The organism is Halobacillus sp. HZG1, assembly GCF_035818575.1.
GTDB classification, from domain to species: domain Bacteria; phylum Bacillota; class Bacilli; order Bacillales; family Halobacillaceae; genus Halobacillus; species Halobacillus litoralis.
This window is the reverse complement of record NZ_JAYLVQ010000022.1, coordinates 100,196-123,533: the sequence shown is the minus strand read 5'-3', so window position 1 is coordinate 123,533 and position 23,338 is coordinate 100,196. Positions and strand designations below refer to the sequence as shown.

Here is a 23,338-nt window from a genome sequence, read left to right as displayed (position 1 = left end):
GGAAAGTTAAAAACCTCAGAAACATGGGATCTGAGGTTTTTCATCTGAATTATTTCATGGAACGTTCATATTTGGAACTTCTGGAAGACAGTAACAGAAAGTAGGATAAAACGCCGATGTAAAGAGAAATAATCAGCGCATGCAGCAGAGCCAGACCTAAATGAACATAGGTTATAATGACGAACGCACCTACGAGTACTTGAGCTACCATAAGAATGGAAGCGAACATCCAGCCTTTTTTCATGATGGGGCTGTTCTTGTAATCTTTCAAAGCTTTCAAGGTAAGTAGGACCGTCCATATCAGAACGCCTCCTGCCAGGGCGCGATGTCCCATTTGAATCCATTGAGCTGTCCCGTAGGATGAAAAGTCGAAAGGGGATGCATTCGCACACATCGGCCAGTCCAGGCAAGCCATTGATGAGTAGGTGTGACGGACGAGAGCCCCTGTGTAAACAACGATTAATGTATAGGCTGTTAAAGTATAAATATGAAACCTGAAGTCTTTTCGGATGGATAAAGACCGTGCATCGAATTTCCGATCGATTTCAAATATGATCAACATCAGTAAGAGAACAGCAGCAAAGGACACAAGGGAAATGCCGAAGTGGATAGCCAGTACAAAATCAGACTGTCCCCACTTTACGGCAGCAGCTCCGATCAAACCTTGGGCGAGCAGGAAAAAGAAAGCGAGAAATGAGAGGAATTTCACCTCACGTATATGACCGATTTTCACCCAGGCCAGTATAGAAAGTCCCAGTACCAGTAAACCAACGCCGCCTGATACAAGGCGGTGGCTCAATTCTATGATTAAAGCAAGGTCAATGTTCGATGGGAACCATTCACCATGACATAAGGGCCAGCTGTTTCCACACCCCATACCTGAGTCAGTTTTAGTGACGAGAGCTCCGCCTAATAAAACGAGTAGCATACCTAATGTCGCAAGTACAGACAACAACTTCAATAATCGCATGGCATGAAGCCACCTCCATTCCGGTCAAAAGAACACGGAGGATATCATACCATTTAACCTCTCTAAAATCACTAAAGTCTTGAAAAAAACTTGCAATATGAGTCAGGTTTTGCTAGAAATAAAAGGGTGTGTTTGATATAGCCACATTCTCACTTTCTCAGGTATTCCCACACACAGCGTTAAAATCGTTGAGAATGGTAGATACTAAGAGTGAGTGGCGTTTCACAAAGTTGTCACAAAAAAATAAAATTGTTGAGTTTAAATAGATAGAACTACGATTACATGATACAATTATTTTGATGTTTCTTGTCATCCTTAAGGATGTAAGAATGGAAATAGCCCTCGGTGAAATCATTGATAAATAATGACTCACAGGTTTTCTTCTTAAGAGGGTGGTAGAAGGAGGAAGATAATACGATGGACAATCCAAGAACAGTCGAATCTGCTTCTACAGAAATGATCCAAACAAAAACCAATGACCATTCTTTGTTAGCTGATATAAAGAGCTTGATCAAAGTCGGTATCATTAATTCTAATTTGATTACTACATTCGCAGGATTTTGGCTGGCTCTCCATTATACTGGTACACTATTTTTTGATCAGTGGGTCACTTTCCTGCTGACGATGCTCGGAACCGCTTTCGTAATTGCCGGCGGATGTATTCTTAACAATTGGTATGACAGAGACATTGACCCGATCATGTCACGGACGAACAATCGTCCGACAGTGACAGGAACGATGTCTTTATCATTGATAAAAACATTGGGGATCAGCGTATCCATTCTTGGATTTGTCACATTGCTCCTCACAACATGGCAAGCGGCCTTGTGGGGCGCATTTGGCTGGTTCGTCTACGTCGTCCTATACACGATGTGGACAAAGAGAAAGTACACGATTAATACAGTGGTTGGAAGCTTCTCAGGAGCTGTACCACCATTGATCGGTTGGGCTGCTGTTGATCCAGGATTGCAATTGGAAGCATTGATTTTGTTTCTCATTATGTTTATTTGGCAGACGCCTCACTTCCTGGCACTCGCCATGAAGAAGAAGGATGAATACAAAGCAGCTGGAATTCCGATGCTCCCTGTTGTGCACGGATTCGAGATGACAAAACGTCAAATCGTCGTTTATGTTGCTTGTCTGCTCCCATTACCGATTTATTTAGCTTCTCTCGGCACGGTCTTTCTCATCACGGCCTACGTGCTCTCTATTGGCTGGTTGGCTTTAGGGATCGCAGGCTTCTTCATGAAAGACGACTACAAGTGGGCGACATGGATGTTCATTTTTTCCTTGAACTATCTGACGATCATGTTCTTTATGATGGTCATCGTCACTTTGCCATTCCCATTTTAAAGAACTGACCTCCTACCAGGAGGTCAGTTTCTAAATAAAAAAAGCATTACAAGAGAAAGAGAGGTATGACGCATGAGAGGTTGGATGGGAAGATTCCGTTCTTTATTCTTATTTGGTGCGCTAACCATGCTCCTTACCGGATGTGGTATTGAAAACATCAGTGCACTGAAGCCAAAAGGGTATGGCTCGGAATTATTATTTGATCTTATGTTGATCAGTATTGCGATAATGGTTTTCGTTTTCGTAATCGTTATGGCCATTTATGCTTTCGTTCTTCTCCGTTATCGTGAGAAGAAAGGGCAGGAACACATCGTTCCGAAACAAACAGAAGGGAACAAAGCTTTGGAAGTGATTTGGACAGTCATTCCAATTATTTTGCTGCTTGTGCTGGCAATCCCTACTGTGCAAGCGACTTTCGACCTCGCTGATCAATCGACGCAAGGAGATGAAGGCGTTTTAACGGTCGATGTCACAGGTAACCAATATTGGTGGCAGTTTGACTATGCAGATCAAGAGATCTCTACTAGTCAGGAAATCTACATCCCTACAAATGAAAGGGTATACTTAAACATGAAAGCCAGTGACGTGATCCACTCCTTCTGGGTACCGGCAATTGCAGGTAAAATGGATACCATCCCCGGTGAAAACATGAACACTATGTACTTAGAAGCTTATGAAGAAGGGGTTTATGAAGGATTTTGTGCTGAACTTTGCGGACCTTCCCACTCCCTTATGTACTTCAAAGTAATCGCTGTCAGCCCTGATAAGTTTGATCAATGGGTCGAAGACATGCAGAATATCGATCCTGAAGAGACAGCATCTGCAAGTGAAGGTAAACAGTTGTTCAACGATAACTGCATGAGTTGTCACGCAATTGGTGGCGCGTCAGCTGGTGTAGGGCCGAACTTAGGGAACTTTGCAAATCGCGAGAAAATTGCAGGAGTCCTTCAGCCATCGAAAGATAACCTTGTCGATTGGATTCTTCATCCAGATGAAGTTAAGCCTGGCAACCAAATGCCAGCACAGCTTGTCGAACCAGGAGAAGCAGAGAAAATCGCTGATTATCTTCTAGAGTTGGATCACTCGGATGTAGGAAAAGATCTTGAAATGCAAAGCGTCGAAGAGTAAGTATTTATGAGTAAGAGGTTGAAAAGGGAGGTTAAAGCGTGAGTACTGCAGTAGCACAAAAACGTGGGCTCGGCGCTGTGATTTGGGATTACCTGACAACAGTAGACCACAAGAAGATCGCGCATCTTTATTTGGTCGCTGGGGGGCTGTTTTTCCTAATCGGTGGGCTCGAAGCCATGATAATTCGTATCCAGTTGATGAAACCAGACAATGATTTCATTTCTGCTGGACTTTACAATGAAATGATCACGATGCACGGTACAACGATGATTTTCTTAGCGGCGATGCCGCTCATCTTTGCCATTATGAACGCCGTTGTCCCCTTACAGATCGGGGCAAGGGACGTTGCCTTTCCATTCTTGAACTCCTTAGGTTTCTGGTTGTTCTTGTTTGGAGGACTTTTACTGAACGTATCCTGGTTTACAGGTGGTGCACCGGATGCCGGTTGGACCAACTATGCACCATTATCGACGACTTCACCCGGGCACGGAGTAGACTATTACGTCATGGGTCTACAGATATCCGGTGCCGGAACATTAATCGGAGGAATTAACTTCCTTGTAACGATTGTAAACATGAGAGCACCTGGTATGACGTATATGCGTATGCCATTGTTCACTTGGTCTGTGTTCGTCACAAGTACGTTGATTCTATTTGCTTTCCCTGCTTTGACAGTAGGGCTATTCCTTATGATGTTTGACCGTATGTTCGGATCTGCATTCTTCGATGTAGGTCTTGGTGGTAATGCCATCATCTGGGAGCACTTATTCTGGATCTTCGGTCACCCGGAAGTGTACATATTGATTCTTCCGTTGTTCGGAGCTTTCAGTGATATCTTTTCCACATTCTCTAAGAAACGTCTTTTCGGATATTCAGCGATGGTATTTGCTACTGTTTTGATCGGATTCTTAGGGTTCATGGTATGGGCCCACCACATGTTCACAGTTGGTATGGGACCAATTGCTAACTCCATTTTTGCTGTTGCGACAATGGCGATTGCCGTACCTACAGGAATCAAGATCTTCAACTGGTTATTTACGATGTGGGGCGGACAAATTCGAATGACGGCAGCAATGCTATGGTCCATCGCATTTATCCCATCATTCACCATTGGTGGAATGACCGGGGTTATGTTGGCTGCCGCCGCAGCTGACTTCCAGTATCATGATACGTATTTTGTAGTCGGACACTTCCACTACGTTATCGTGGGCGGAGTTGCCTTTGGACTATTTGCTGCACTACACTACTGGTGGCCGAAAATGTTCGGTAAAGTTTTGAATGAGAAGCTGGGTAAACTGGCGTTCTGGCCGTTCTTTATCGGTTTCCACTTGACTTTCTTTATCCAGCACTTCCTCGGTCTTATGGGAATGCCGCGCCGTTACTGGGTCTTCCTTGAAGGACAGGGACTTGCTACAGGAAACTTAATCAGTACAATCGGTGCTTTCTTAATGGCAATCGGTACGATTATTTTCCTTATTAACGTCGTGTACACAGCAGTAAAAGAGAAGAAAGCGGATGCAGATCCTTGGGAACATGGCCGTACCCTTGAGTGGGCCATTCCATCTCCACCGCCACACTACAACTTCGTACAGACACCACTCGTACGTGGTCTTGATCCTTTATGGGTGGAAAAAATGGATGGAAAAGAAGGTATGACACCTGCAGAGCCGCTAGGTGACATTCATATGCCGAATGCTTCCATTCTGCCATTTACGATGTCCCTAGGATTATTCATCGCCGGCTTCGGTTTTATTTACCAGGTCGATGATCCAATGTGGTTGATCGCTGTCTTTGTAGGTATGGGAATCACACTTGGTTCCATGTTGATCAGATCTGTTAAAGACGATTTAGGTCACCATATTCATAAAGAAGAACTTGAAGAAGATATTAAGAAGGGGGTTGGCAAATAATGAGTTCTGAAGATGTACTCAATCCAAAACGTATGCCGCACGATCCGGAAAAAGCCACCCTTGAAGGAAAAAACAAATTCATTGGCTTCTGGTTTTTCCTTGGTGGAGAAACCGTATTGTTCGCCAGTCTATTTGGTACGTACCTTGCTTTGAATGGTTCAACGCAAGGAGAGAATACACCTGAGCATTTGTTTGGCTTAGAACTCGTATTCATCATGACGATGCTTCTTCTGACAAGCTCGTTAACAAGTGTTTATGCGATGTACCACATGAAGAATCAGGACTTCAAAAAAATGCAAATGTGGTTGGGAATCACAGTATTTTTAGGACTCTGCTTCCTTGGTATGGAGATTTATGAGTTTTATCATTACATCCATGAATATGGATTCACGTTCCGCTCTTCTGCATTTGGATCGGCTTTCTACACGCTTGTCGGTTTCCACGGAGGCCACGTTCTCTTTGGACTCAGCTGGATTGTGACGCTAATGATCCGTAACCAGAAGCGTGGATTGAACCTCTATAACGCGCCGAAGTTTTATATTGCAAGCCTTTATTGGCACTTCATCGACGTTGTATGGGTGTTCATCTTTACAGTCGTGTATCTTATGGGAAAGGTGGGTTAATCCATGGCAGATCAATCTCATTCCAAACCCATTCATCATCGTGAGTATGAAAAGAAGCAGCATCGTGAAGAAATGAAGCAGCAGGTTCTTACTTTTGCTTTGATGATTTTGTTTACGTTGGTTGCGTTCGGAATGGTTATTATGGAAGTCAACTCTTACTTCATCATTCCGACATTGATTATCCTTGCAGTCGTTCAGGTTGCCTTTCAACTTTATTACTTCATGCACATGAAGAATAAAGGTCATGATATGGTTGCTCTCATGATGTACGGAGGAGTAGTTATAGCTGCTTTGACGATCATCGCGTTCACATCCATTATCTGGTGGTAAATTATACGATTCATGAAAAAAGACCGGGTTCCGGTCTTTTTTCTTTATATTCGTTAGAGATCTATGACTAAATTATGAACAATGCATGAATTCCTGATGTACGCTCGTTTTTTCGGCGAGAATTAGGTAAAATGGAGAAGTACAAGTAAAACAATTCGGGGTGAGACACCAATGTGGTTAGAACTTCAAATATTTGGCTTCCGTGCTTTATGGAGCCCGTATTATTTCGTATTCGTTCTGTTATTATCCGCCTTGTATTTCTACATAACAGGACCAGGACGTAAAAAGGGAACGGACCGTCCGAGTGCGTTTCAGCAATTTATGTTCTATAGCGGAATGCTGCTTTTATACATCGTCAAAGGATCTCCTGTAGACTTGCTTGGGCATATCATGTTCACCGCCCACATGACGCAAATGGCCATCTACTATTTGCTGTTTCCGATCCTTGTCATCAAAGGGATTCCTATATGGATATGGGAAAAAGTTTTTGCAGCTAAAGGCTTGAAATCTGTGCTGCATCTTCTTACGAGACCGTTGATATCCTTGCTGCTTTTCAATGGACTGTTTTCTATGTATCACATGCCTGTCGTTTTTGATTACGCAAAATCCAGCGATCTGGCGCACACAGTCATTACAACGATCATTTTGTTCGTCGCATTTTGTATGTGGATTGCTGTCTTTCCTCCACTCGAGCGCCTGGACAGGTTAAGCCCGATTTTAAAAATCGGCTTCATTTTCGCCAATGGTGTGCTGATTACGCCGGCTTGTGGCCTCATTATTTTTGCTGGAGCACCGCTTTATGAAACCTACTCCGAAGCAGGTGCATGGATGCAGGCGATGAGTTTATGCGTACCTGCGGACGTTCTGAACGGTCTTTCATCAAACTTGAGTGGGCCGAAGTATTTTACACCAATGCCACTGATTGAGGATCAGCAGTTAGGCGGAATCATCATGAAGATTGCGCAGGAGATAATTTTCGGTGCAATCATCGCTTATATTTTCTTCAGTTGGTTTAATAGGGAAAGAGATACGATTGATCCACTGCCAAGTCAAGTACAGACAGAATCTTAGAGAGTTGTTAGAGGGGAAGAGGTGGAAGTATGCCGTTATTGCCGACACTGAGTACATTCTTCATTGTATTAAGTGCTGTACTCGTCGCTATCGGTTGGGTACTGATTGTAAAAAACAAGAGAAGCTCGCATCGTAAAGTGATGATCGCAGCTGCTATCAGTGCTCTGACTTTTTTCATTATTTATTTAAGCCGCACGATTTTTGTGGGGAACACAAGCTTCGGGGGACCCGATGATGTGAAGATCTATTATACAATCTTCTTGATTTTTCATATCTTACTGGCCACAGTCGGCGCTGTTTTCGGAATAGTGACTTTGACATTCGCTTTCAAACGTAAGATTAAGAAACATCGTAAAATCGGTCCTGTTACGAGTATCATTTGGTTTTGTACAGCAGTGACGGGAGTCGCCGTTTATCTGCTGTTGTACATCATCTATGATGGTGGAACGACAACAAGTATGATCAAAGCGATATTAGGGACATAAAAAACAACGGATCGTTGAATAGCGATCCGTTGTTTTTGGTTTATCTTGGGTTGGTAAAGGGAAAGAGTGTATGGATGCATAAATTTCCATATACATAAAAACAGGAAAGGGATGACCCACTATGGAATTGAAAACAGAGAGATTACAGCTATTCCCGATTACTTTAGACCTTGCACAGACACTCATGAAAAATTCGCTCGCTTTTTATTATAAGTTCCAGCTGCCCTGGAATAAAAACTGGCCCCATGACGGCTTGAAGGCGCTGATGCCCATGTATGCCGAACGCTTGGAGAACGACTCGGATGAATTGGGGTTTGGTCCATGGGTCATGATTGACTCGGCAGGCGAGCATGTGATCGGAGATATTGGATTCAAAGGGAGACCAGATCCTGAAGGCAACGTAGAGATTGGGTACCATGTGGTTGCTTCAGAAAGAAATTACGGTTATGCTTCTGAAGCCGTTCAAACTCTTTGTGAATGGGCTTTTAACCATCCAGAGGTCGAGGGAATTGAAGCGCAGTGTGATAAAGATAATATTCCTTCACAGAAAGTGTTGATTAATAACGGATTTAATCATACCGGAAGAAGTATGGATATCCTCGTGTTTAAGAAAGAGAAAAAGATTCATCAAAAAGAAAATACGATGAATAAAGAATTTTAAAAACCTGAAGCGTCGCTTCAGGTTTTTTTCTTCTTTATAGTTTGTAATTCCAACGAATGATGCCCGCTTCCTTAGCGGAATTAAAAGCAATGACAACGAGCGGACCTAGGATGAATCCGAGGAGTCCGATTAATTGTAAACCTAAATACATGGCAATCAATGTAGCAAGTGGTGATAACCCGATGTGTCTTCCCATGACCTTCGGTTCGACGGTCCTTCGGATAGCAAGAAGGACAATGGCCAGCAAACCAAGTTTTGTACCAATCGCAATATCACCGACAATAAGCATATACACAGACCATGGACCAAGAATGACAATGGAACCAATAATAGGTATGAAGTCAATCGCCCATATGATCAACGACATGATTAAGGCGACATCGGGAGCGATCCATAATAAACCGATCAATGATACGACGAATATAACAATACTGACAAGAAATTGTGCTTTTAAAAACCCGAACACGACATAGGAAAGACGTGCGTTCATGAATTTCACTTTTTCCGAAGTCGCTTCTGTGAACTGATCGTGCATCTTATCCCTCAGACGTGGTAGTTCAAGCATGAACAGAAATAAGGCGATTAAATACACGAGAAAACTTACGAGCAGTTCTGGTATTTTAGCAGCTGCAGCGGCTATGTTGGACAGCTGCAGCTTTTCAGAAATGGCCGTGGTCGTCCTGTCGATCGCATTCATCATTTCTGTTGTCACTTTATCTACGAATTCTTTAGGCATGGATTGGGAAAAACTAGCCATGTGTTTTTCCCAATCCAACAGCACATTATTGATTTGATTGATGTACTGGGGCGCATTATCTGCCAATTGCACGATTTGAGTGACGGCACGGGTTACAGCGAATGTTCCTAAGAGTCCAAGAAAGACAAGGAACAATAGGAATACAATCGTAACGGACATTTTCCGATTGATACGGAACTTGAACTGAAAGAACCTTACCGCCGGATTTAAAAATAGTGCTGTAACAAAAGCTAATATCAATGGAATAGAGACAGGTAAGATGAAATACCCTGCAATGATGAGTAAAGCGGAGATTAAAATTAAAATCCACTGTTTTTTTGATAGATATCGGAACAATTTATGTACGCGTCTCCTTTCCCCATAGGCCAATCCTAAATGCAGTCTTTACTTCCTTTTAAAAAAGTCGCTCACCATACAATGATGTGCGACTGTTGTTCATCCGGTAAGCGTGGATGATTAATTATATACGGCGATCGGAATCCGTGGACAGTTCTTCGACTTTCTTAAGAACTTCCTCGTTTTCGTTTTCTTCCGCCCATTTTTTCAGCTTGTCCAGGACCACATGTTCAGGCACTTGACTGTGGTATTTTTTCGCAGGTTCGCTTACTTTGGAAACCAATGATTTTGCTTTGGAAATGATACTGTCGGTAAACCCTTCCTGATGACCATATTCCACACCGTGTGGGTAGTAGTGGCGACCTAGAAGCGGTTTCATTAAACGGACAACAGCATCTCCCTTATCTATATCCCCTTCAAGGGCAAATCCCTGAATACGGATATAATAAGTGATGTTTTTTTCTGGAGCGGGTATTTTATAATCGTATGTGACGCGCTCATAATCCCACGATCCTCCGAGGATGAATCCATTACTTTCCATGATTTCTGTCAATGGCTTATAGTCTACAACCAGACCTTCAATCCCAGTACCTTCTAATTTCATTTGTTCCACCTCGCAATTGTTATGTAACTTACCTCATTTTAGTATGAAAAGGTAATGCTTGCAATTTTGACATGACAAATGTCCTGCCATACGTTTAATATCTGTGATTACGTTCTCATTATACTATAAAAGGAAACCGGATGCATGTAATAAATTCGGTAAAAAGGGGACAATAAACATTGATCATGATTAATGAGGAGGATCTTTCATGAAAAGTGTAAAAGATATCATGACAAGCGATGTCTCCATCTGTCATACGAATGACCAGTTGAGTGACGCAGCTTCTATGATGAAAGAAAAGAATGTCGGCGCTATTCCTGTCTGTGATGATCAAGGAAACCTGATGGGTATGGTAACGGACCGTGACTTGGTTATTCGTGGATATGCAGCGAAAAAACCTGATTCCACACCGATTCAACAAGTGATGAGTGATCGCATGTACAGCTGTACACCGGATTGTTCATTAGAAGAGGCGAGCAGAATCATGGCTGAGCACCAGGTACGTCGTCTACCTGTAGTAGAAAACGGGAAACTGTCCGGTATCCTTTCTCTAGGTGACTTATCGACAGAAGAAATGTCCGACCATGCTGCGGGTGTTGCATTGCAGGATATCTCTGAACGTCCAGAGCTTCACTAATTACAATGGCCTGCTTCATTGGGAGCAGGCTTTTTTCTAATGAATGGAATGAATCATCTCTTTCTAATCATAGCCCCCAATCAAGCCGCTTATACATAAAACAAATGGGTCTTTAACGAGGTGTCCGATATGATGAAAAAATCCGTATTCTTATCTTTGGTTATCCTTTTTTCTGTTGGTTTGTTCCTCCTGTTGAATCCTCCTATAGAAAAACAAGTGGTCAAAGAGTTTTCAAAACCGGCCCTAGAAACGATCGGCCAGCCCGAGTCCGGTAATGAAGCGGGATTTTTCTCGTTTCGTGGTTTATCCTCCAGTGCTTTACTGGAGGAAATGGGAGAACCGCTGAGGAAGGATTCCAGTGAATACGGATATGACTGGTGGGTATATGGCTCGGATGAAGAGGTCGACATGCAGTTCGGTATTCAGGACAGAGAAGTGGTGACAGGGGTTTTATTTAAGAAGGATGCGGGGCCCGTTCGTGTCCATGATTCTTATGAAGAGGTCGCTACCTCTTATCCCTTTGAATCTTCCTATCGTCTGGATAGTGAAGGAGCTTATACCTTGGAGCTGACAGAAAAGGATATCGCTGAAAGGCCTGTGATTTCTTTAGGCGATCGCTGGTCAGCTCAGTTATACTTCGACAACGTAACTAAAGAAATCTTTGCGATACGGATGTTGAGAAATGATGTTCTTCTCAAACATCAACCTTACAAAATCGTCTATCGAGGCACTCTTCCTTTACAAGAGGTGTTGGACAAGAAAGCATGGAGCAGAATTGAAGATGGCATGGAAGCACAAATCCTATTGATTACCAATGGCGTCCGTGCTATCCATGATGCCAGTCCACTGTTAGAACATGAAGAAGCCTCTTTCGTTGCTTATGGACATAGTCGGGATATGGATCAGAATAACTACTTTTCTCATTATTCGAAAAATGGAGATGGTCTGAAGGAACGGTTGGGTGAAATCTTATATGTGCGAGCGGGTGAGAACATTGCCTCTCAATACGTAGACGCCACCGCAGCGGTCCATGGGTGGCTGAACAGTCCAGGGCACAGAAAAGCTCTTCTTGATCCTCATTACACACACCTTGGTGTCGGCGTTCACGGTCGGTATTATACTCAGAATTTCTTGACTGTCCCATGAACGCCCGTTTCTTTTCTGCATAGGCTATACTGTAGTTCTTACAGTGAGGTGTAAAAGGGATGAGTACAAATGAATTGCACCCGAGCGTCCAGCAGTTCAAAGCCTTTGTCAACAAACACCCGAAAGTAAAGGGACAGTTGAGGAAAAATCATAAATTGATCCAAAGTTACTACGAGAAGTATATGATCCTCGGCGAAGATGACCCTTTCTGGGATTCCCTTCCATCTGCAAAAAAGGAAAACTCGACAGCGAAGATGGACTGGATCAAACAGCTGGGTGGTCTCATGGAAGACATCAATTGGGAAGAGGTTTCAAGACAAATCGATGAACTGAACGGAGCAATCGGCCAATTTCAACAGCTGATCACCAACGTCAAAAAAGAGTCAGGGAAGAATCAAAAGGAAATGGAGTACCCTTATTACTAAAAAACAGGGCAGGTGGAAAAGATCTTTCATTTCCATCTGCTTTCCTATTTGATAAGATAGAAGATGGAGGTGGACATGTACTATGCTAGCTACAATGGAGATTGTCGATCTGCTGGACCACTCGGAATCGATTGGGCAGATGGTCATGCATTCAGAGACCATGCAAGAATACCAGGACGCTAAATCAGCTCTTGAGAATGATAAAGAGGCGCAAAGGCTCATTAAAAGCTTTGCAGATATGAAAGAACACTATGAGGATGTGCAGCGTTTCGGACGTTATCATCCCGATTACAATACCATCATGAAGAAAGTCCGCTCCGTAAAAAGAGAGATGGACATGCATGAAACGGTAGCTCACTTTAAAAAAGCTGAACGCAATATCCAGAAACTGCTGGATGAAATCAGCGAAAGTGTAGCTTTCAGTGTAAGTGAGCAAATCAAAGTGCCGAAAAATGGCATGGCCCTTACCGACACAGGTTGCAGTGGCGGATGCGGAAGTGGCGGCAGCTGTGGTTGCGCATCTTAAGGATTAGTGAAACGAATACAGTCGTCGCATAAGTTCCCACAGCAGAACATTTTACGCTGGGGAACTAAAAAGCGGACGCGATAAACATAGAGCGCCTGATTCTTGCGTACATAGCTCATCGCAAGGGTCAGGCGTTTTCCTTTCATCGCTTTAGATGCACACCACTTTAAAATCTCTTCTATATCTTTTTTTGTCGTCCCTTCTTCCGGTTGAAGATAGACGAAAGGGATTCCCGCGACCTTTTTTAAAACCACCCCATTGATTTTATCCGATTTTTGTAAGAGCTCTTCAAAAACAAGGGATGCCCGTTCATGGTCTGTGAGCATGAACACCAACCTCCTCATTGCCGTAAGCGGGGATATTTGGTAAACTGACGTTAATCTATTATGTTCGATGGGGAGTAGAGTCAAACAATGATCCGAACTAAACGACAAGGACTAATCGTATATTTTCAACATATGAAAAACATCCGACAGATTAAGAAACATGGACATTTGATTCACGCATCTAAAAAAATGAAGTATGCCTTATTGTATGTGAATCAGGAAGATATCGAGTTTAAAATGGAAAAACTTGAACGCTTACCTTTCGTTTCCCGTGTTGTGCCTTCCTATAAACCGGATGTTCGCACGGAATATGAAGGAGCGAAGCCCGACAAAGCCAAACAGTACGATTATAAGATGGGTATCTGACTTCAAAAAAAAGCGTCCGCTCTAAAACGGACGCTTTTTTTAATTGTGTAAAGTACAGGGTGAACCTGTTTCAGCTTAGTGGTGCAATGAATTTATTCATTCGTAGAATTCCAATTAAATGCTGATAAAAAAGTTCGGTCTCAGGAAAAAGGTTGGAAGGTTTAATAGTGAATTCTGCGATTTCCTTTCCTGCCTGCTCGACCATATCTTTATACATCTCAAAGCGTTGATTCGGCTTTTCGTGCGGGTTGGGGATGCCTTCCCTGCAAATATAAATCGGCTGAAATTTATCATGATACGCAGGTTTCATCACTAAAGATAAGGAAGCGACCGGTTCGCCGTTTTTTTCACTGTAAAAAGCGATGGCATGCTGGATCCGTTCAGGCATCCGCGTCCCAAGGTCGATGAGTTCATAAATATCCGCATAGCCTTCGCCAAGTTCAATAAATTTTTGTATCATAGATATGTACACCCTTTCTAATCAGTTGTGATATTCATTAATTACTAGTTATTCAAGTATATGACAGGAGCGTTGAAGACTCAGTTTCGAGATGTTTTTCGGGGTTCGTTGCTGTATTGGGCGTAAGAGGTGGTTGGAAAGCGAGCTATTCCCCGCAGCCCCCACTCCACTCAACAAAAGTATCGAAACTGAGTCTTCTACAATCGGGAGCTTATCTGCAATAAACATTGAGATATAAGAGAGTAGTCTATTAAACAATCAAATTAAAGGTAGCACGAAAGCTTGTGCATGTAAATTGGAAAAGGAGGGGAGAAGGGTGAAGCTCTTATGGATTCCGCTTACTTTACTTCTCAGTGTGTCCACCCTCATGCTCCTTTATCATTGGGACCGAGCAGAAGCGGGTAGCAAAGACGGCAATAGACCATCAAATTTGGACGTTACCATGACAGTCAAGGAGAATAAGCTCCAGTTTGGCTATACATATGAACATTTAAAGGCAGGGATCTACACGCTCGAGACACCGGAAAAAGCAACAGCAATTGCGTGTTCGCAACAAGGAGGCACATGTCGTATTACGAACCAAGAAAATCCAGAAATGATCTTAGAGAAGGAAGGGGAAGTTCTTGTTGATTATACAATGCCGATGCCTGAGAATGAGGTCATCAACGACTGGATGTTAGTTTTGAAAAAAGAGGGACGTGTGGTGCAGCTTCCCTTTTCATTGACCATTCAGGATTTTGATGCCATGAAAAAACCATGGCTTGTACCTGCCGAAAAGACAAGTGATATTCAGATGGAGAACCTTCGCTATTACAAGTTCTCTTCCATGGACGAATCAATGCCTCTCACAAGAAAAGAGGGAGTCTCCTCATGGGAGGAAGAAGACAGTATAGTTACATATAAAACAGGGACAGAGCTTTCTGCCGAAGTCAAACAGGAGTTGCGAAATTTTCTGGCGTTGACTGATTCCGTTTTGATTCAGCTTGATCAGTCCGCTACTAAAGTATCCGAGAAACTTATGGAGGTTGAAGGAAGAGATGTTAAGGGGATGCGAATGGAATACGGATTGGAACATTTGAGAAATGTCACCGCAGAGGAAAATCCTTGGGAGATAAAGATTCTAAAAGATGTATTTACAAAAAAGAAAACAAAAATGGCGAAGGAAATAGACGCATCGCTGTCAGATGAAGAGTTGGAGGAGTGGGAAATACGGCTGATTCAAGCTGAAAATATAGATGATTTAGGAGTATTTCTTGATGAAGAACTATCCGTTGTATTTGGAGCAGATATCTCCTATTTCCAAAACTATAAGGCGCCTACAAAAGATAAACTGCACTACGCAGAAGCGCAGCGTGTCTTTGAGGATGATCAGTTAGTCACTGATCACTTCGTTCATTATCATGGCTCACCATATCTTTCGTTAACTGATATCAGTCGTAGGATGGGTTTTGAACTTACGGAAATAGAACAAAGGTCGGTTTATCGTGTAGAAGTCCCAGGAAAGGAATATCGCTTTTATGTCGACCAACCGACGTTTGTCGTCAATAAAGAGAGTTTCGGGATGGGAGAGGATTTATTAATCATGGTAGAAGATACTCCCTATATAAAATGGCAGGACCTTCAGCAGTTATTTGATATGAACCTCACGACCCGCTGGAAATAATCGCAAAAAAATAGGGTCGCCCATCACGGGCGACCCTGCTTTTCTGTATCATCAGAGATGAAACAAAAAAGTAAAGGGAGAGGAGAAACCGGAGGAAGAGCTTATGGGGATGTAAGCCTTCTCCGTTTTCAGAAGCAGTATCATCCGCTTCAAGTGCTAGTATGTACCTTGCTGAACCACCTTATTCATTGAATTGAAAAAAATGTTCGAGAAGCGAGGTTGGTGTGTTCTGCCCGCGCACTTCTTCACCCTGTCAAACCGGTTCCAGTGCCCAGACACTCGAGACATAAGCAATTCTGCTCTGTGGGAAAGAGCCCCACTACGCAGCTTTGCTTATGCTTGTCGTGTCTACCGGGGCACTTCCACACCCTATACTTCCCTGCAGTGTTTGTTTTGTGGTAGGATTATGGGGAATGATGACAAGTGAGGTGTACAGGATGCGAGTGATTGCTGGTGAATTTAAGGGACGTCCATTGAAATCTGTCCCTACGCATAAAACCAGACCGACGACAGATAAGGTGAAGGAAGCGGTCTTTCATGGAATTGGGCCTTTTTTCGAGGGCGGTAAAGCGCTGGATCTGTTTGCTGGAAGCGGTGGTCTTGGAATCGAAGCTTTAAGTCGAGGTGTGGAATCGTGTGTGTTCGTCGATCAACAGCAAAAAGCAATTCAGACCATTTATGAAAATATAAAAACGCTTGATATCAATGAGCGGACAGAAGTCTTCAAAACCGATGCTATGCGAGCGATCAAGGCAGCTGGGAAACGGGGATTGACATTTGATTATATTTTCCTGGATCCACCCTATAAGAAGTTCTCATATCAGGACTTAATGGAAGCGCTTTTAGAATTTGACCTGGTGGGAGAACAGGCGATCATCGTTTGTGAACACGATGCTTCAGAAGTAATCCCTGAAGAAGTAGGGCGTATGAAGCGTATGAAAACTGATCATTATGGGAGTAATATCGGTGTATCGATTTTTGAGTAAGGAGAGAAGGGTATGACACGTATTGCGATTTGCCCGGGAAGTTTTGATCCCGTTACATATGGACATTTGGATATTATCCGAAGAGGGGCCAAAGTCTTCGATCACGTCATCGTAGCGGTCTTTAACAATCAGAGTAAAGCTCCTCTATTTGATGTGAACGAACGTACGAAATTATTGGAAGAAGTAACCAAAGATATGGACAATGTTTCCGTGGATGCCTGCAGTGGGCTCTTGATGGATTATGCTGAGGAAAAAGGGGCTCATGCCATCATTCGAGGTTTGAGAGCTGTGAGTGATTTTGAATATGAAATGCAGATCACGTCCATGAACAGGAAGCTGAATGAGGATATTGAAACGTTTTTCGTGATGACGAACAATCAGTACTCTTTCTTGAGTTCAAGCATCGTCAAAGAGGTAGCTAAATACCGGGCCAATATCAGTGACCTTGTTCCACCGCCTGTAGAAAAGGCTCTATCAGAGAAATTTTAAGAAGAAGTAAAACGATCTCTACGGATTACACACGTAGGGATCGTTTTTTGGTTTTCCGCTCACTATTCCATTTTACTGCGATCATCAGCATGATCATGATCAGTGTGATCGGTGGTCCATAATGATTGAAAAATTCGAGAATGGGTGTGGTGAAGTTCTCGTTAGGGTTCCAGATCGGCATGCTTTGTTGCTGAAAGGGACGGTAGATGAAATACAGCACATAAATCAGCCCAGCGGCAACAATCCCATGAGCAATCCTTGCTAATGCATAGGGTTTGAAGCGAATGTCAGTTTCTGCGAGAATGCTTGCGATTTGAGCCTGGATTGAAAATCCATGAAAACCGAGAATGAAGCTTACGATTAAAAGCTGGGCGAGCAATGGTTCATGTGTTTCGGTAATCGCGCCAATGCCGGTTGTTAATTCCAACATGCCAGCTGTAAAAGGAACATGGAAGGTTTCCGGCAATCCTGTATAGAAGAGCAGGTGCGAAAAAATATGAATAGCTCCTGTTTGTTTTAACAATTCCGTGAGTACGGAAAAAAGCATGATAAATCCACCAACCATTAGAAGCGTGTCCACAGATCGAGTGACCGCATCCCCCATCAATTTCCCCAGTGTCCGGCCATCCTCTAATCGGGATTGGTGCATCTTACTGAAGGCATCTTTCCATGAAGCAGAAGCCCGGTCCATGCTTCTTTCCTGATCATTTCTTTTATAATAACGCATGCCGATGCCCACTAAAAAATTCCCTCCATAATGGGCGATGGCAATGATGACACCTAGGCTGGCATCGTGGAAGAATCCTACAGCAATCGCCCCGAAAATGAAAAGCGGACTGGAAGCGTTTGTGAATGCAACAAGTCTTTCAGCTTCAGCGCGGGTCACTTGTCCTTTTTTTCGCAGGTCTGCTGTCCATTTCGCTCCAGACGGATAGCCGCTTGCCATTCCCATTACCCAGACGAATCCACCACATCCGGGTACATTAAACAAGGGTCTCATAAACCGTTCACTAAGAACCCCGAGCCCATGGACCACACCGAATCCGATTAAAAATTCTGCCGTGATAAAAAAAGGTAAGAGAGAAGGGAAGACAATTTCCCACCAAAGATCAAGGCCCCGCAGACTGGCGGATAAGGCATCACGTGGATATAGAATCAAGGAAATCGCAAGCGCTGTAGCGAGGAGCGTCAATGCGACGGTTTTCAATTTGGAAATCGAGAACGCCTCCTTAGAGATGGCTGTTTTCTGTACTTCTCATCATAGGAATAGTAGAATGGGTATAGATTTCGACGCGTAATCACAGGTTGTCTTATTCCATGTGTACGCTCATAAGGGAATGGTTTATTCCATAAAATAAACCACATGTATGAAGGAGGAATGACGAGTGGCGAGACCAAAGATCGGATTGGCTTTAGGTTCTGGAGGGGCGCGGGGTTTTGCCCACTTGGGTGTTCTAAAGGTCCTTCGTGAACATGATATTCCCGTTGATTTCATCGCAGGAAGCAGTATGGGGGCGCTCGTCGGCTCTTTTTTTGCTGCCGGACAAAGAATTGAAGATATGTATAAACTCGCCTTTACGTTCAAACGAAAGTATTATTTGGATTTCACCGTTCCCAAAATGGGATTTGTGGCAGGGAAAAGAATTAAAGAATACATCAGACTTTTCACATTCGGTAAGAACATCGAGGATTTTCAAACACCGATGTCCATAGTCGCAACGGACTTGTATGCCGGAGAGAAAAAAATCTTTACGACAGGTCCTGCCAGTGAAGCGGTCAGAGCCAGCATTGCGATTCCGGGGATTTTTGTCCCTGAAAAAATTAATGATCGTCTTTATATTGATGGAGGGGTCATTGACCGTGTTCCTGTCTCTGTAGTGAAAGATATGGGGGCAGCATTTATTATTGCTGTGGATTGTGCGCATTTTGATTCCGATCCAAACATCAATTCCATCTATGATGTCATCACGCAGAGTATTGATATTATGCAGGATGAATTAGTCACAGCGATCGGCGTATCCTCTGATGCTGATGTGATGATTAAACCGGATGTATCCAAGTTCAGCTCCCGGGCTTTCACCAAAATCCAGGAAATCGTAGAGGCGGGGGAGAAAGCAGCGGAAGAAGTCATAGAAGAAATAAAGAAGAAGCTCGCTGCGTGGAAGGAGCCAAATGACGAATGAAAGCAAATCGTAAACTGATTATCACCGGAATCATAACCGTACTTATCGTGGCATTCCTGGGGGCCTTCCGCCTCCCTTATTATATTTATAAGCCGGGAACAGCGGATGCGCTGAATGACATTGTCAAAGTCGATGGCGGCTTCGACAGTGAAGGGGACATGCACCTTGTCACCGTTCGTGGTGGACAAGCGACACCTGTTCAATGGGTCCTTGCAAAGGTCCGTCCATTCCATCAAATTTACCCGTTAGAAGACATTCGTCCGGAAGGGGTGTCGGAGGAAGAGTACTTTCATGCGCAACTGCAAATGATGGAATCTTCTCAGGAAGCTTCCAAAGTCGTCGCCTATCAAGCAGCCGGCAAAGAAATTGACATCAACTACGAAGGGGTTTATGTCATGAATGTAATCGAAGGGATGCCGGCTGAAGAGATTTTAGAAACCGGCGACCAGATTGTGAAGGTCGACGGCGAGGACATTCAAGAAACGAGCGACCTGATCGACTATGTGAGCAACAAGGGCGAAGGGGAGTCTGTAATGCTCACCATTGTGAGAGATGAGGAAACAATCGATCGGGAGCTTGAACTTGCCCCTTTCCCTGACAATCCTGATAAAGTCGGTGTCGGTATTTCACTTGTGACCGATCGAACGGTGGATGTGAAACCAGAAGTCAAGGTCAAAAGTGGTGAAATCGGTGGTCCAAGTGCAGGGCTGATGTTCTCCCTGGAAATTTACGATCAATTGACAGAACTTGATATCACCAAGGGTTATGAAATTGCAGGTACCGGAGAAATCAACTATGAAGGCCAGGTAGGCAGAATCGGGGGCATTGATAAAAAAGTGGTCGCCGCTTCTGATCATGGGGCTGAAGTTTTCTTTGCTCCAAATGAAGAGGGAAGAGAAGGGTCGAATTATCAAATTGCCAAAGAAACAGCGGAGCAAATCAATACAGATATGAAAGTTGTCCCAGTGGATACATTCCAGGATGCTATAGATTATCTGCAAAACTTAGAACCGAAGAAGGAAGCATAAAGAAAACAGCCGTTCCCATGGAGGAACGGCTGTTTTTTATTATTCTATGGAGAAGTATAAAAAAGAGTCAACCGTCCTGCACTTCGACTTCATCTTTCAACTTCTGGAAGTTCCAATCCTATGTGATGTCAGAGGCAGACAAATGAAGCTTCGTTTAAGCGTGGATGACAGGAGGACCGTATTCCCTGTTCAGTTGCTCCACTCTGCGTTCAGGAGTTAAAACACTGTAATAGGCAGCAGCAGCTCTTGATTCCAAATCCAACATTTCATGATCCAACTGCTGTGGCTGGGTGATGAGTGGAATAGAGGTTTCTTTTTTCACCTTGCGTAAATATTTTTTTCCGGTATCCGACATGCCGAGAATTCTTGCATAAGGAGGGGGGGTCTCTCTTAAAAGAACACGAGCCTCTTGTTTGTCTGTTCCTACAAGGATATGGGCAAGGGTTCGCTGAAGTCTTGTCCACGTGTACCTCTTTGTCTTTAAAGAAGATATAAACTGATGGAACGTTGCCGCCTCCTTGACGGTCCTTTTCAATCGATATTCCAAACCTTCATCCACACCGTGGAAACAGCGGAGGGTACTTTCCTCCATGGTCATGATCTTGTATTGAAGCAGGTGAAAGTAAGCTTCCCAGTCGTGCCAGCGTCCGAGGTTGTCCTTATATTGATGTAAAACATCGACCGTTGAGGGGGGAAGGGAACTTTCAGCCTTCTCTGTCATGTCACTTTCTTTGAATAATTCTTTCCGAATACTTGTGGCGCTTGCAATTTTTCCTTGAATTTCTTCATCGTGGTAGTGATTGTTCTTCCGTAAAACGGTTAGTGGTTCCACATCAGGTGCATAAGTGAGAAGTTGTTTCACGTAACTATAACCAAGAATGTTGTTCGGTTGAGTCAGGTCAATGGAACCGGAGGGAAAAGCAATGGATTCATACCCAAGTCGTGATGCCTCTGGATAGGCATACCCTTCATTCAAATATCTTCTCACGGTCACATCATACTCTTCCTGGTGTTTGTTCATATGCTCAAAGGCCTCTGTGAATGCAGCGATCCTGCCGTTTTCACTCCCGAAACAAACGCTGTCCACTCCGACTTCTGCAAGTGTCTGGATAGCCCCCTGGCTGAAATAATCGCTGTGTTGAACCGCATAAAGGAAAGGAAGCTCAAGTACAAGGTCTGCACCACCACGAAGGGCGGCTTTTGTCCGATGCCATTTATCGATGATAGCAGGCTCTCCTCGCTGTAAAAAGTTCCCGCTCATGATAGCGATCATGCAATCCGCTTCTGCATGTTTTTTCGATTCTTCCAAATGATAAAGATGTCCATTATGAAAAGGATTATATTCAACAACAACTCCGCATGATTTCACAAAAGATCCTCCCATCTGATTCTTTACTATTGAACAAGTGTTTGGTTTATTTTATCATGATACTATGGAAATTTCGCATTCCTGACCGTGAATTATGAGAAACTTATAAAAACCGCACGAGAATAAGGATATGCTGTAAAGAAAAAATATTGACAAATCAGCGAAATCCTTTTACAATAACTCTTGTTGCCATGAGGTGATAACTATGAAATTTCCTCTACAAAAACTCAAACAGACAGGTGATGAGCCGTTCTACTTTGAGGATGACGTAGATATTCGCGAATTAGCACAACTGAACAATGACATTCGCAGGATTTCCCCTGTTCATGTCAAAGGTCAAGCAATGACTCGAGGAAATGATATAACGGTAACTTTTTCAATTGATGGAGAAATGGTGTTGCCTTGTGCCCGAACGTTAGTTGATGTGACTTATCCATTTCACATTGATGCTCTGGAGGCATTTAATCTGTCACCTTACCATACAGAAGAAGATGACTCTGAAGTTCATTCCGTGAATGGAGAAGTGCTTGACTTAACGCCTTATATCAAGGAAAATGTACAGTTGGAGATTCCGACTCGCGTTTTTTCCAATGATGATGAGGCTCATGAAGCAGCCCCCCAGGAAGGGAAGGGCTGGCAGGTGGTTACAGAGGAACCAGAGGAAAAGAAAGTGGATCCTCGAATGGCTAAACTGCAATCATTATTAAATGAAGAAGAGAACGAGTAAAACAATATGTTATGGTTCTCAGAAATCCCTTAAAGGAGGTGTACAACATGGCAGTACCTAAGCGTAAAACGTCTAAGAAAGTCAAAAACCAACGTCGTACTCACAAGAAACTTCACGCACCAGGAATGGTTCAGTGTGATAACTGTGGCGAGTACTCAAAACCACACCATGTTTGCAAATCTTGTGGACAATATAATGGAAAACAAGTGGTGAACGACTAATTTTGAGTTCATCAAAGAAAGGCCTGACATCAGTCAGGTCTTTTTTTATATCCACCTCTTCCACTAACGCTCCCTTTAGTGGAAGACTCAGTTTCGAGACTTTTGTGTAATTCTAGGGGCTCTGGGAAACGATTCGCTTTCCATGGGGCGGGCGGTGAGCCTCCTCAGGCTACGCCTTCCGGGGTCTCACCTGTCCCACTTGTCCCATAGGAGTCTCACCGTTTCCCTCCGCCCCTTTACCTTATAAGTGTCTCGGAACCACTTCTAAAAGGGTCAGCTTGAATGATTGAGGGAAGTGGATGATTCGAACACCTGTATTCATAAACAAGGTTCCAATTCTTCTCCCCTATGCGGGCATATAGTTCGTTCTATCAAGCATTTGCGTATGCTAAACGTCAATGAGATAGAGTTTAAATCATTCACTTCTCATATCCATACAAGCTGATTTTTAAGTAGTGGTTTCGAGAACCATACTTGGTTAAGGGGCGGAGGGGAATAGCGAGACTCCTGCGGGAAAAAAGTGCTTGGTGAGACCCCACAGGACGCAGTCCGAGGAGG

General features: G+C 43.5%; 27 protein-coding genes. 20 read left to right on the top strand and 7 right to left on the bottom strand.

The window, feature by feature from the left end; all coding sequences use genetic code 11:
* Window positions 1-49: 49 nt before the first annotated feature.
* Window positions 50-970 carry a COX15/CtaA family protein gene (locus VKA52_RS03005; RefSeq protein ID WP_326314136.1) on the bottom strand — a complete coding sequence of 307 codons (921 nt, stop codon included), beginning with the start codon at window positions 968-970 and terminating at the stop codon, window positions 50-52.
* Window positions 971-1,387: 417 nt separating this feature from the next.
* Here VKA52_RS03005 and cyoE point away from each other — a divergent pair, with 417 nt between their 5' ends.
* From cyoE to VKA52_RS02965, 8 genes are all read left to right on the top strand, one after another.
* Entirely contained in the window at window positions 1,388-2,323 is a 936-nt protein-coding gene (cyoE, locus tag VKA52_RS03000) for a heme o synthase (RefSeq protein WP_160912980.1), read from the top strand.
* Window positions 2,324-2,395: 72 nt separating this feature from the next.
* The gene (gene coxB / locus VKA52_RS02995; RefSeq protein WP_326314135.1) at window positions 2,396-3,451 is read left to right on the top strand and encodes a cytochrome c oxidase subunit II; all 1,056 of its coding nucleotides are present in this window, start codon (window positions 2,396-2,398) and stop codon (window positions 3,449-3,451) included.
* A gap of 38 nt (window positions 3,452-3,489) precedes the next feature.
* On the top strand, window positions 3,490-5,361 hold the full coding sequence (gene ctaD / locus VKA52_RS02990) for a cytochrome c oxidase subunit I (protein WP_326314134.1): 1,872 nt from the start codon (window positions 3,490-3,492) through the stop codon (window positions 5,359-5,361).
* The gene (locus tag VKA52_RS02985) at window positions 5,361-5,984 is read left to right on the top strand and encodes a cytochrome (ubi)quinol oxidase subunit III (RefSeq protein ID WP_326314133.1); all 624 of its coding nucleotides are present in this window, start codon (window positions 5,361-5,363) and stop codon (window positions 5,982-5,984) included. Before ctaD ends, VKA52_RS02985 begins: the two co-directional genes overlap by 1 nt.
* Before the next feature lie 3 nt (window positions 5,985-5,987).
* Window positions 5,988-6,314, top strand: coding sequence for a cytochrome c oxidase subunit IVB (gene ctaF / locus VKA52_RS02980; RefSeq protein ID WP_326314132.1), 327 nt, complete (start codon window positions 5,988-5,990; stop codon window positions 6,312-6,314).
* Window positions 6,315-6,485: 171 nt separating this feature from the next.
* Complete coding sequence (ctaG, locus tag VKA52_RS02975) at window positions 6,486-7,385, top strand: cytochrome c oxidase assembly factor CtaG (protein ID WP_326314131.1); 900 nt, start codon at window positions 6,486-6,488, stop codon at window positions 7,383-7,385.
* Between the two features lie 29 nt (window positions 7,386-7,414).
* Window positions 7,415-7,870 (top strand): DUF420 domain-containing protein, encoded by a 456-nt coding sequence (locus VKA52_RS02970; RefSeq protein WP_160912992.1) that lies wholly within the window; start codon window positions 7,415-7,417, stop codon window positions 7,868-7,870.
* 121 nt (window positions 7,871-7,991) lie between these two features.
* Window positions 7,992-8,531 (top strand): GNAT family N-acetyltransferase, encoded by a 540-nt coding sequence (locus VKA52_RS02965; RefSeq protein WP_160912994.1) that lies wholly within the window; start codon window positions 7,992-7,994, stop codon window positions 8,529-8,531.
* Between the two features lie 34 nt (window positions 8,532-8,565).
* Here the strand turns inward: VKA52_RS02965 and ytvI are convergent, their stop codons facing one another.
* The gene (gene ytvI / locus VKA52_RS02960) at window positions 8,566-9,624 is read right to left on the bottom strand and encodes a sporulation integral membrane protein YtvI (RefSeq protein WP_160912996.1); all 1,059 of its coding nucleotides are present in this window, start codon (window positions 9,622-9,624) and stop codon (window positions 8,566-8,568) included.
* A 124-nt stretch (window positions 9,625-9,748) separates the two neighbouring features.
* Window positions 9,749-10,228, bottom strand: a complete 480-nt coding sequence (locus tag VKA52_RS02955; RefSeq protein ID WP_160912998.1) for a YugN family protein — start codon at window positions 10,226-10,228, stop codon at window positions 9,749-9,751.
* Between the two features lie 208 nt (window positions 10,229-10,436).
* Here VKA52_RS02955 and VKA52_RS02950 point away from each other — a divergent pair, with 208 nt between their 5' ends.
* From VKA52_RS02950 to VKA52_RS02935, 4 genes are all read left to right on the top strand, one after another.
* Entirely contained in the window at window positions 10,437-10,865 is a 429-nt protein-coding gene (locus tag VKA52_RS02950; RefSeq protein ID WP_160912999.1) for a CBS domain-containing protein, read from the top strand.
* Window positions 10,866-10,997: 132 nt separating this feature from the next.
* Window positions 10,998-12,011, top strand: a complete 1,014-nt coding sequence (locus tag VKA52_RS02945; RefSeq protein WP_326314130.1) for a CAP domain-containing protein — start codon at window positions 10,998-11,000, stop codon at window positions 12,009-12,011.
* A gap of 59 nt (window positions 12,012-12,070) precedes the next feature.
* Window positions 12,071-12,436, top strand: a complete 366-nt coding sequence (gene ylbD / locus VKA52_RS02940) for a spore coat protein YlbD (RefSeq protein ID WP_160913001.1) — start codon at window positions 12,071-12,073, stop codon at window positions 12,434-12,436.
* An 82-nt stretch (window positions 12,437-12,518) separates the two neighbouring features.
* Entirely contained in the window at window positions 12,519-12,962 is a 444-nt protein-coding gene (locus VKA52_RS02935; RefSeq protein ID WP_160913002.1) for a YlbF family regulator, read from the top strand.
* Here the strand turns inward: VKA52_RS02935 and VKA52_RS02930 are convergent.
* On the bottom strand, window positions 12,959-13,288 hold the full coding sequence (locus VKA52_RS02930) for a hypothetical protein (RefSeq protein WP_326314127.1): 330 nt from the start codon (window positions 13,286-13,288) through the stop codon (window positions 12,959-12,961). The two genes, VKA52_RS02935 and VKA52_RS02930, sit on opposite strands and share 4 nt — an antisense overlap.
* An 87-nt stretch (window positions 13,289-13,375) precedes the next feature.
* Between VKA52_RS02930 and VKA52_RS02925 the strand changes: the two genes are divergently transcribed.
* A complete protein-coding gene (locus VKA52_RS02925; RefSeq protein WP_202412414.1) occupies window positions 13,376-13,654 on the top strand; it encodes a YlbG family protein in 279 nt (92 codons plus the stop codon).
* Between the two features lie 70 nt (window positions 13,655-13,724).
* On the opposite strand, the gene VKA52_RS02920 is transcribed toward VKA52_RS02925, so the two are convergent.
* Complete coding sequence (locus VKA52_RS02920; RefSeq protein ID WP_326314126.1) at window positions 13,725-14,114, bottom strand: DUF7147 family protein; 390 nt, start codon at window positions 14,112-14,114, stop codon at window positions 13,725-13,727.
* Between the two features lie 316 nt (window positions 14,115-14,430).
* Here VKA52_RS02920 and VKA52_RS02915 point away from each other — a divergent pair, with 316 nt between their 5' ends.
* From VKA52_RS02915 to coaD, 3 genes are all read left to right on the top strand, one after another.
* The gene (locus tag VKA52_RS02915) at window positions 14,431-15,777 is read left to right on the top strand and encodes a hypothetical protein (RefSeq protein ID WP_326314125.1); all 1,347 of its coding nucleotides are present in this window, start codon (window positions 14,431-14,433) and stop codon (window positions 15,775-15,777) included.
* Between the two features lie 437 nt (window positions 15,778-16,214).
* Window positions 16,215-16,763 (top strand): 16S rRNA (guanine(966)-N(2))-methyltransferase RsmD, encoded by a 549-nt coding sequence (gene rsmD / locus VKA52_RS02910; RefSeq protein ID WP_442788819.1) that lies wholly within the window; start codon window positions 16,215-16,217, stop codon window positions 16,761-16,763.
* A 12-nt stretch (window positions 16,764-16,775) separates the two neighbouring features.
* On the top strand, window positions 16,776-17,252 hold the full coding sequence (coaD, locus tag VKA52_RS02905) for a pantetheine-phosphate adenylyltransferase (protein ID WP_160913009.1): 477 nt from the start codon (window positions 16,776-16,778) through the stop codon (window positions 17,250-17,252).
* Window positions 17,253-17,277: 25 nt separating this feature from the next.
* Here coaD and ylbJ read toward each other — a convergent pair whose 3' ends face one another.
* The gene (ylbJ, locus tag VKA52_RS02900; protein ID WP_326314123.1) at window positions 17,278-18,459 is read right to left on the bottom strand and encodes a sporulation integral membrane protein YlbJ; all 1,182 of its coding nucleotides are present in this window, start codon (window positions 18,457-18,459) and stop codon (window positions 17,278-17,280) included.
* A 178-nt stretch (window positions 18,460-18,637) separates the two neighbouring features.
* On the opposite strand from ylbJ, the gene VKA52_RS02895 reads away from it, so the two are divergent.
* Together VKA52_RS02895 and VKA52_RS02890 are read left to right on the top strand one after the other, a co-directional pair.
* Complete coding sequence (locus VKA52_RS02895) at window positions 18,638-19,435, top strand: patatin-like phospholipase family protein (RefSeq protein WP_160913013.1); 798 nt, start codon at window positions 18,638-18,640, stop codon at window positions 19,433-19,435.
* The gene (locus VKA52_RS02890) at window positions 19,432-20,463 is read left to right on the top strand and encodes a SepM family pheromone-processing serine protease (protein ID WP_326314122.1); all 1,032 of its coding nucleotides are present in this window, start codon (window positions 19,432-19,434) and stop codon (window positions 20,461-20,463) included. Before VKA52_RS02895 ends, VKA52_RS02890 begins: the two co-directional genes overlap by 4 nt.
* Before the next feature lie 154 nt (window positions 20,464-20,617).
* On the opposite strand, the gene VKA52_RS02885 is transcribed toward VKA52_RS02890, so the two are convergent.
* On the bottom strand, window positions 20,618-21,832 hold the full coding sequence (locus VKA52_RS02885; protein ID WP_326314121.1) for a nucleotidyltransferase: 1,215 nt from the start codon (window positions 21,830-21,832) through the stop codon (window positions 20,618-20,620).
* A 205-nt stretch (window positions 21,833-22,037) separates the two neighbouring features.
* Here VKA52_RS02885 and VKA52_RS02880 point away from each other — a divergent pair, with 205 nt between their 5' ends.
* On the top strand, window positions 22,038-22,559 hold the full coding sequence (locus VKA52_RS02880; protein WP_160913018.1) for a YceD family protein: 522 nt from the start codon (window positions 22,038-22,040) through the stop codon (window positions 22,557-22,559).
* Window positions 22,560-22,606: 47 nt separating this feature from the next.
* Entirely contained in the window at window positions 22,607-22,780 is a 174-nt protein-coding gene (gene rpmF, locus VKA52_RS02875; protein WP_035505553.1) for a 50S ribosomal protein L32, read from the top strand.
* Window positions 22,781-23,338 lie beyond the last annotated feature (558 nt).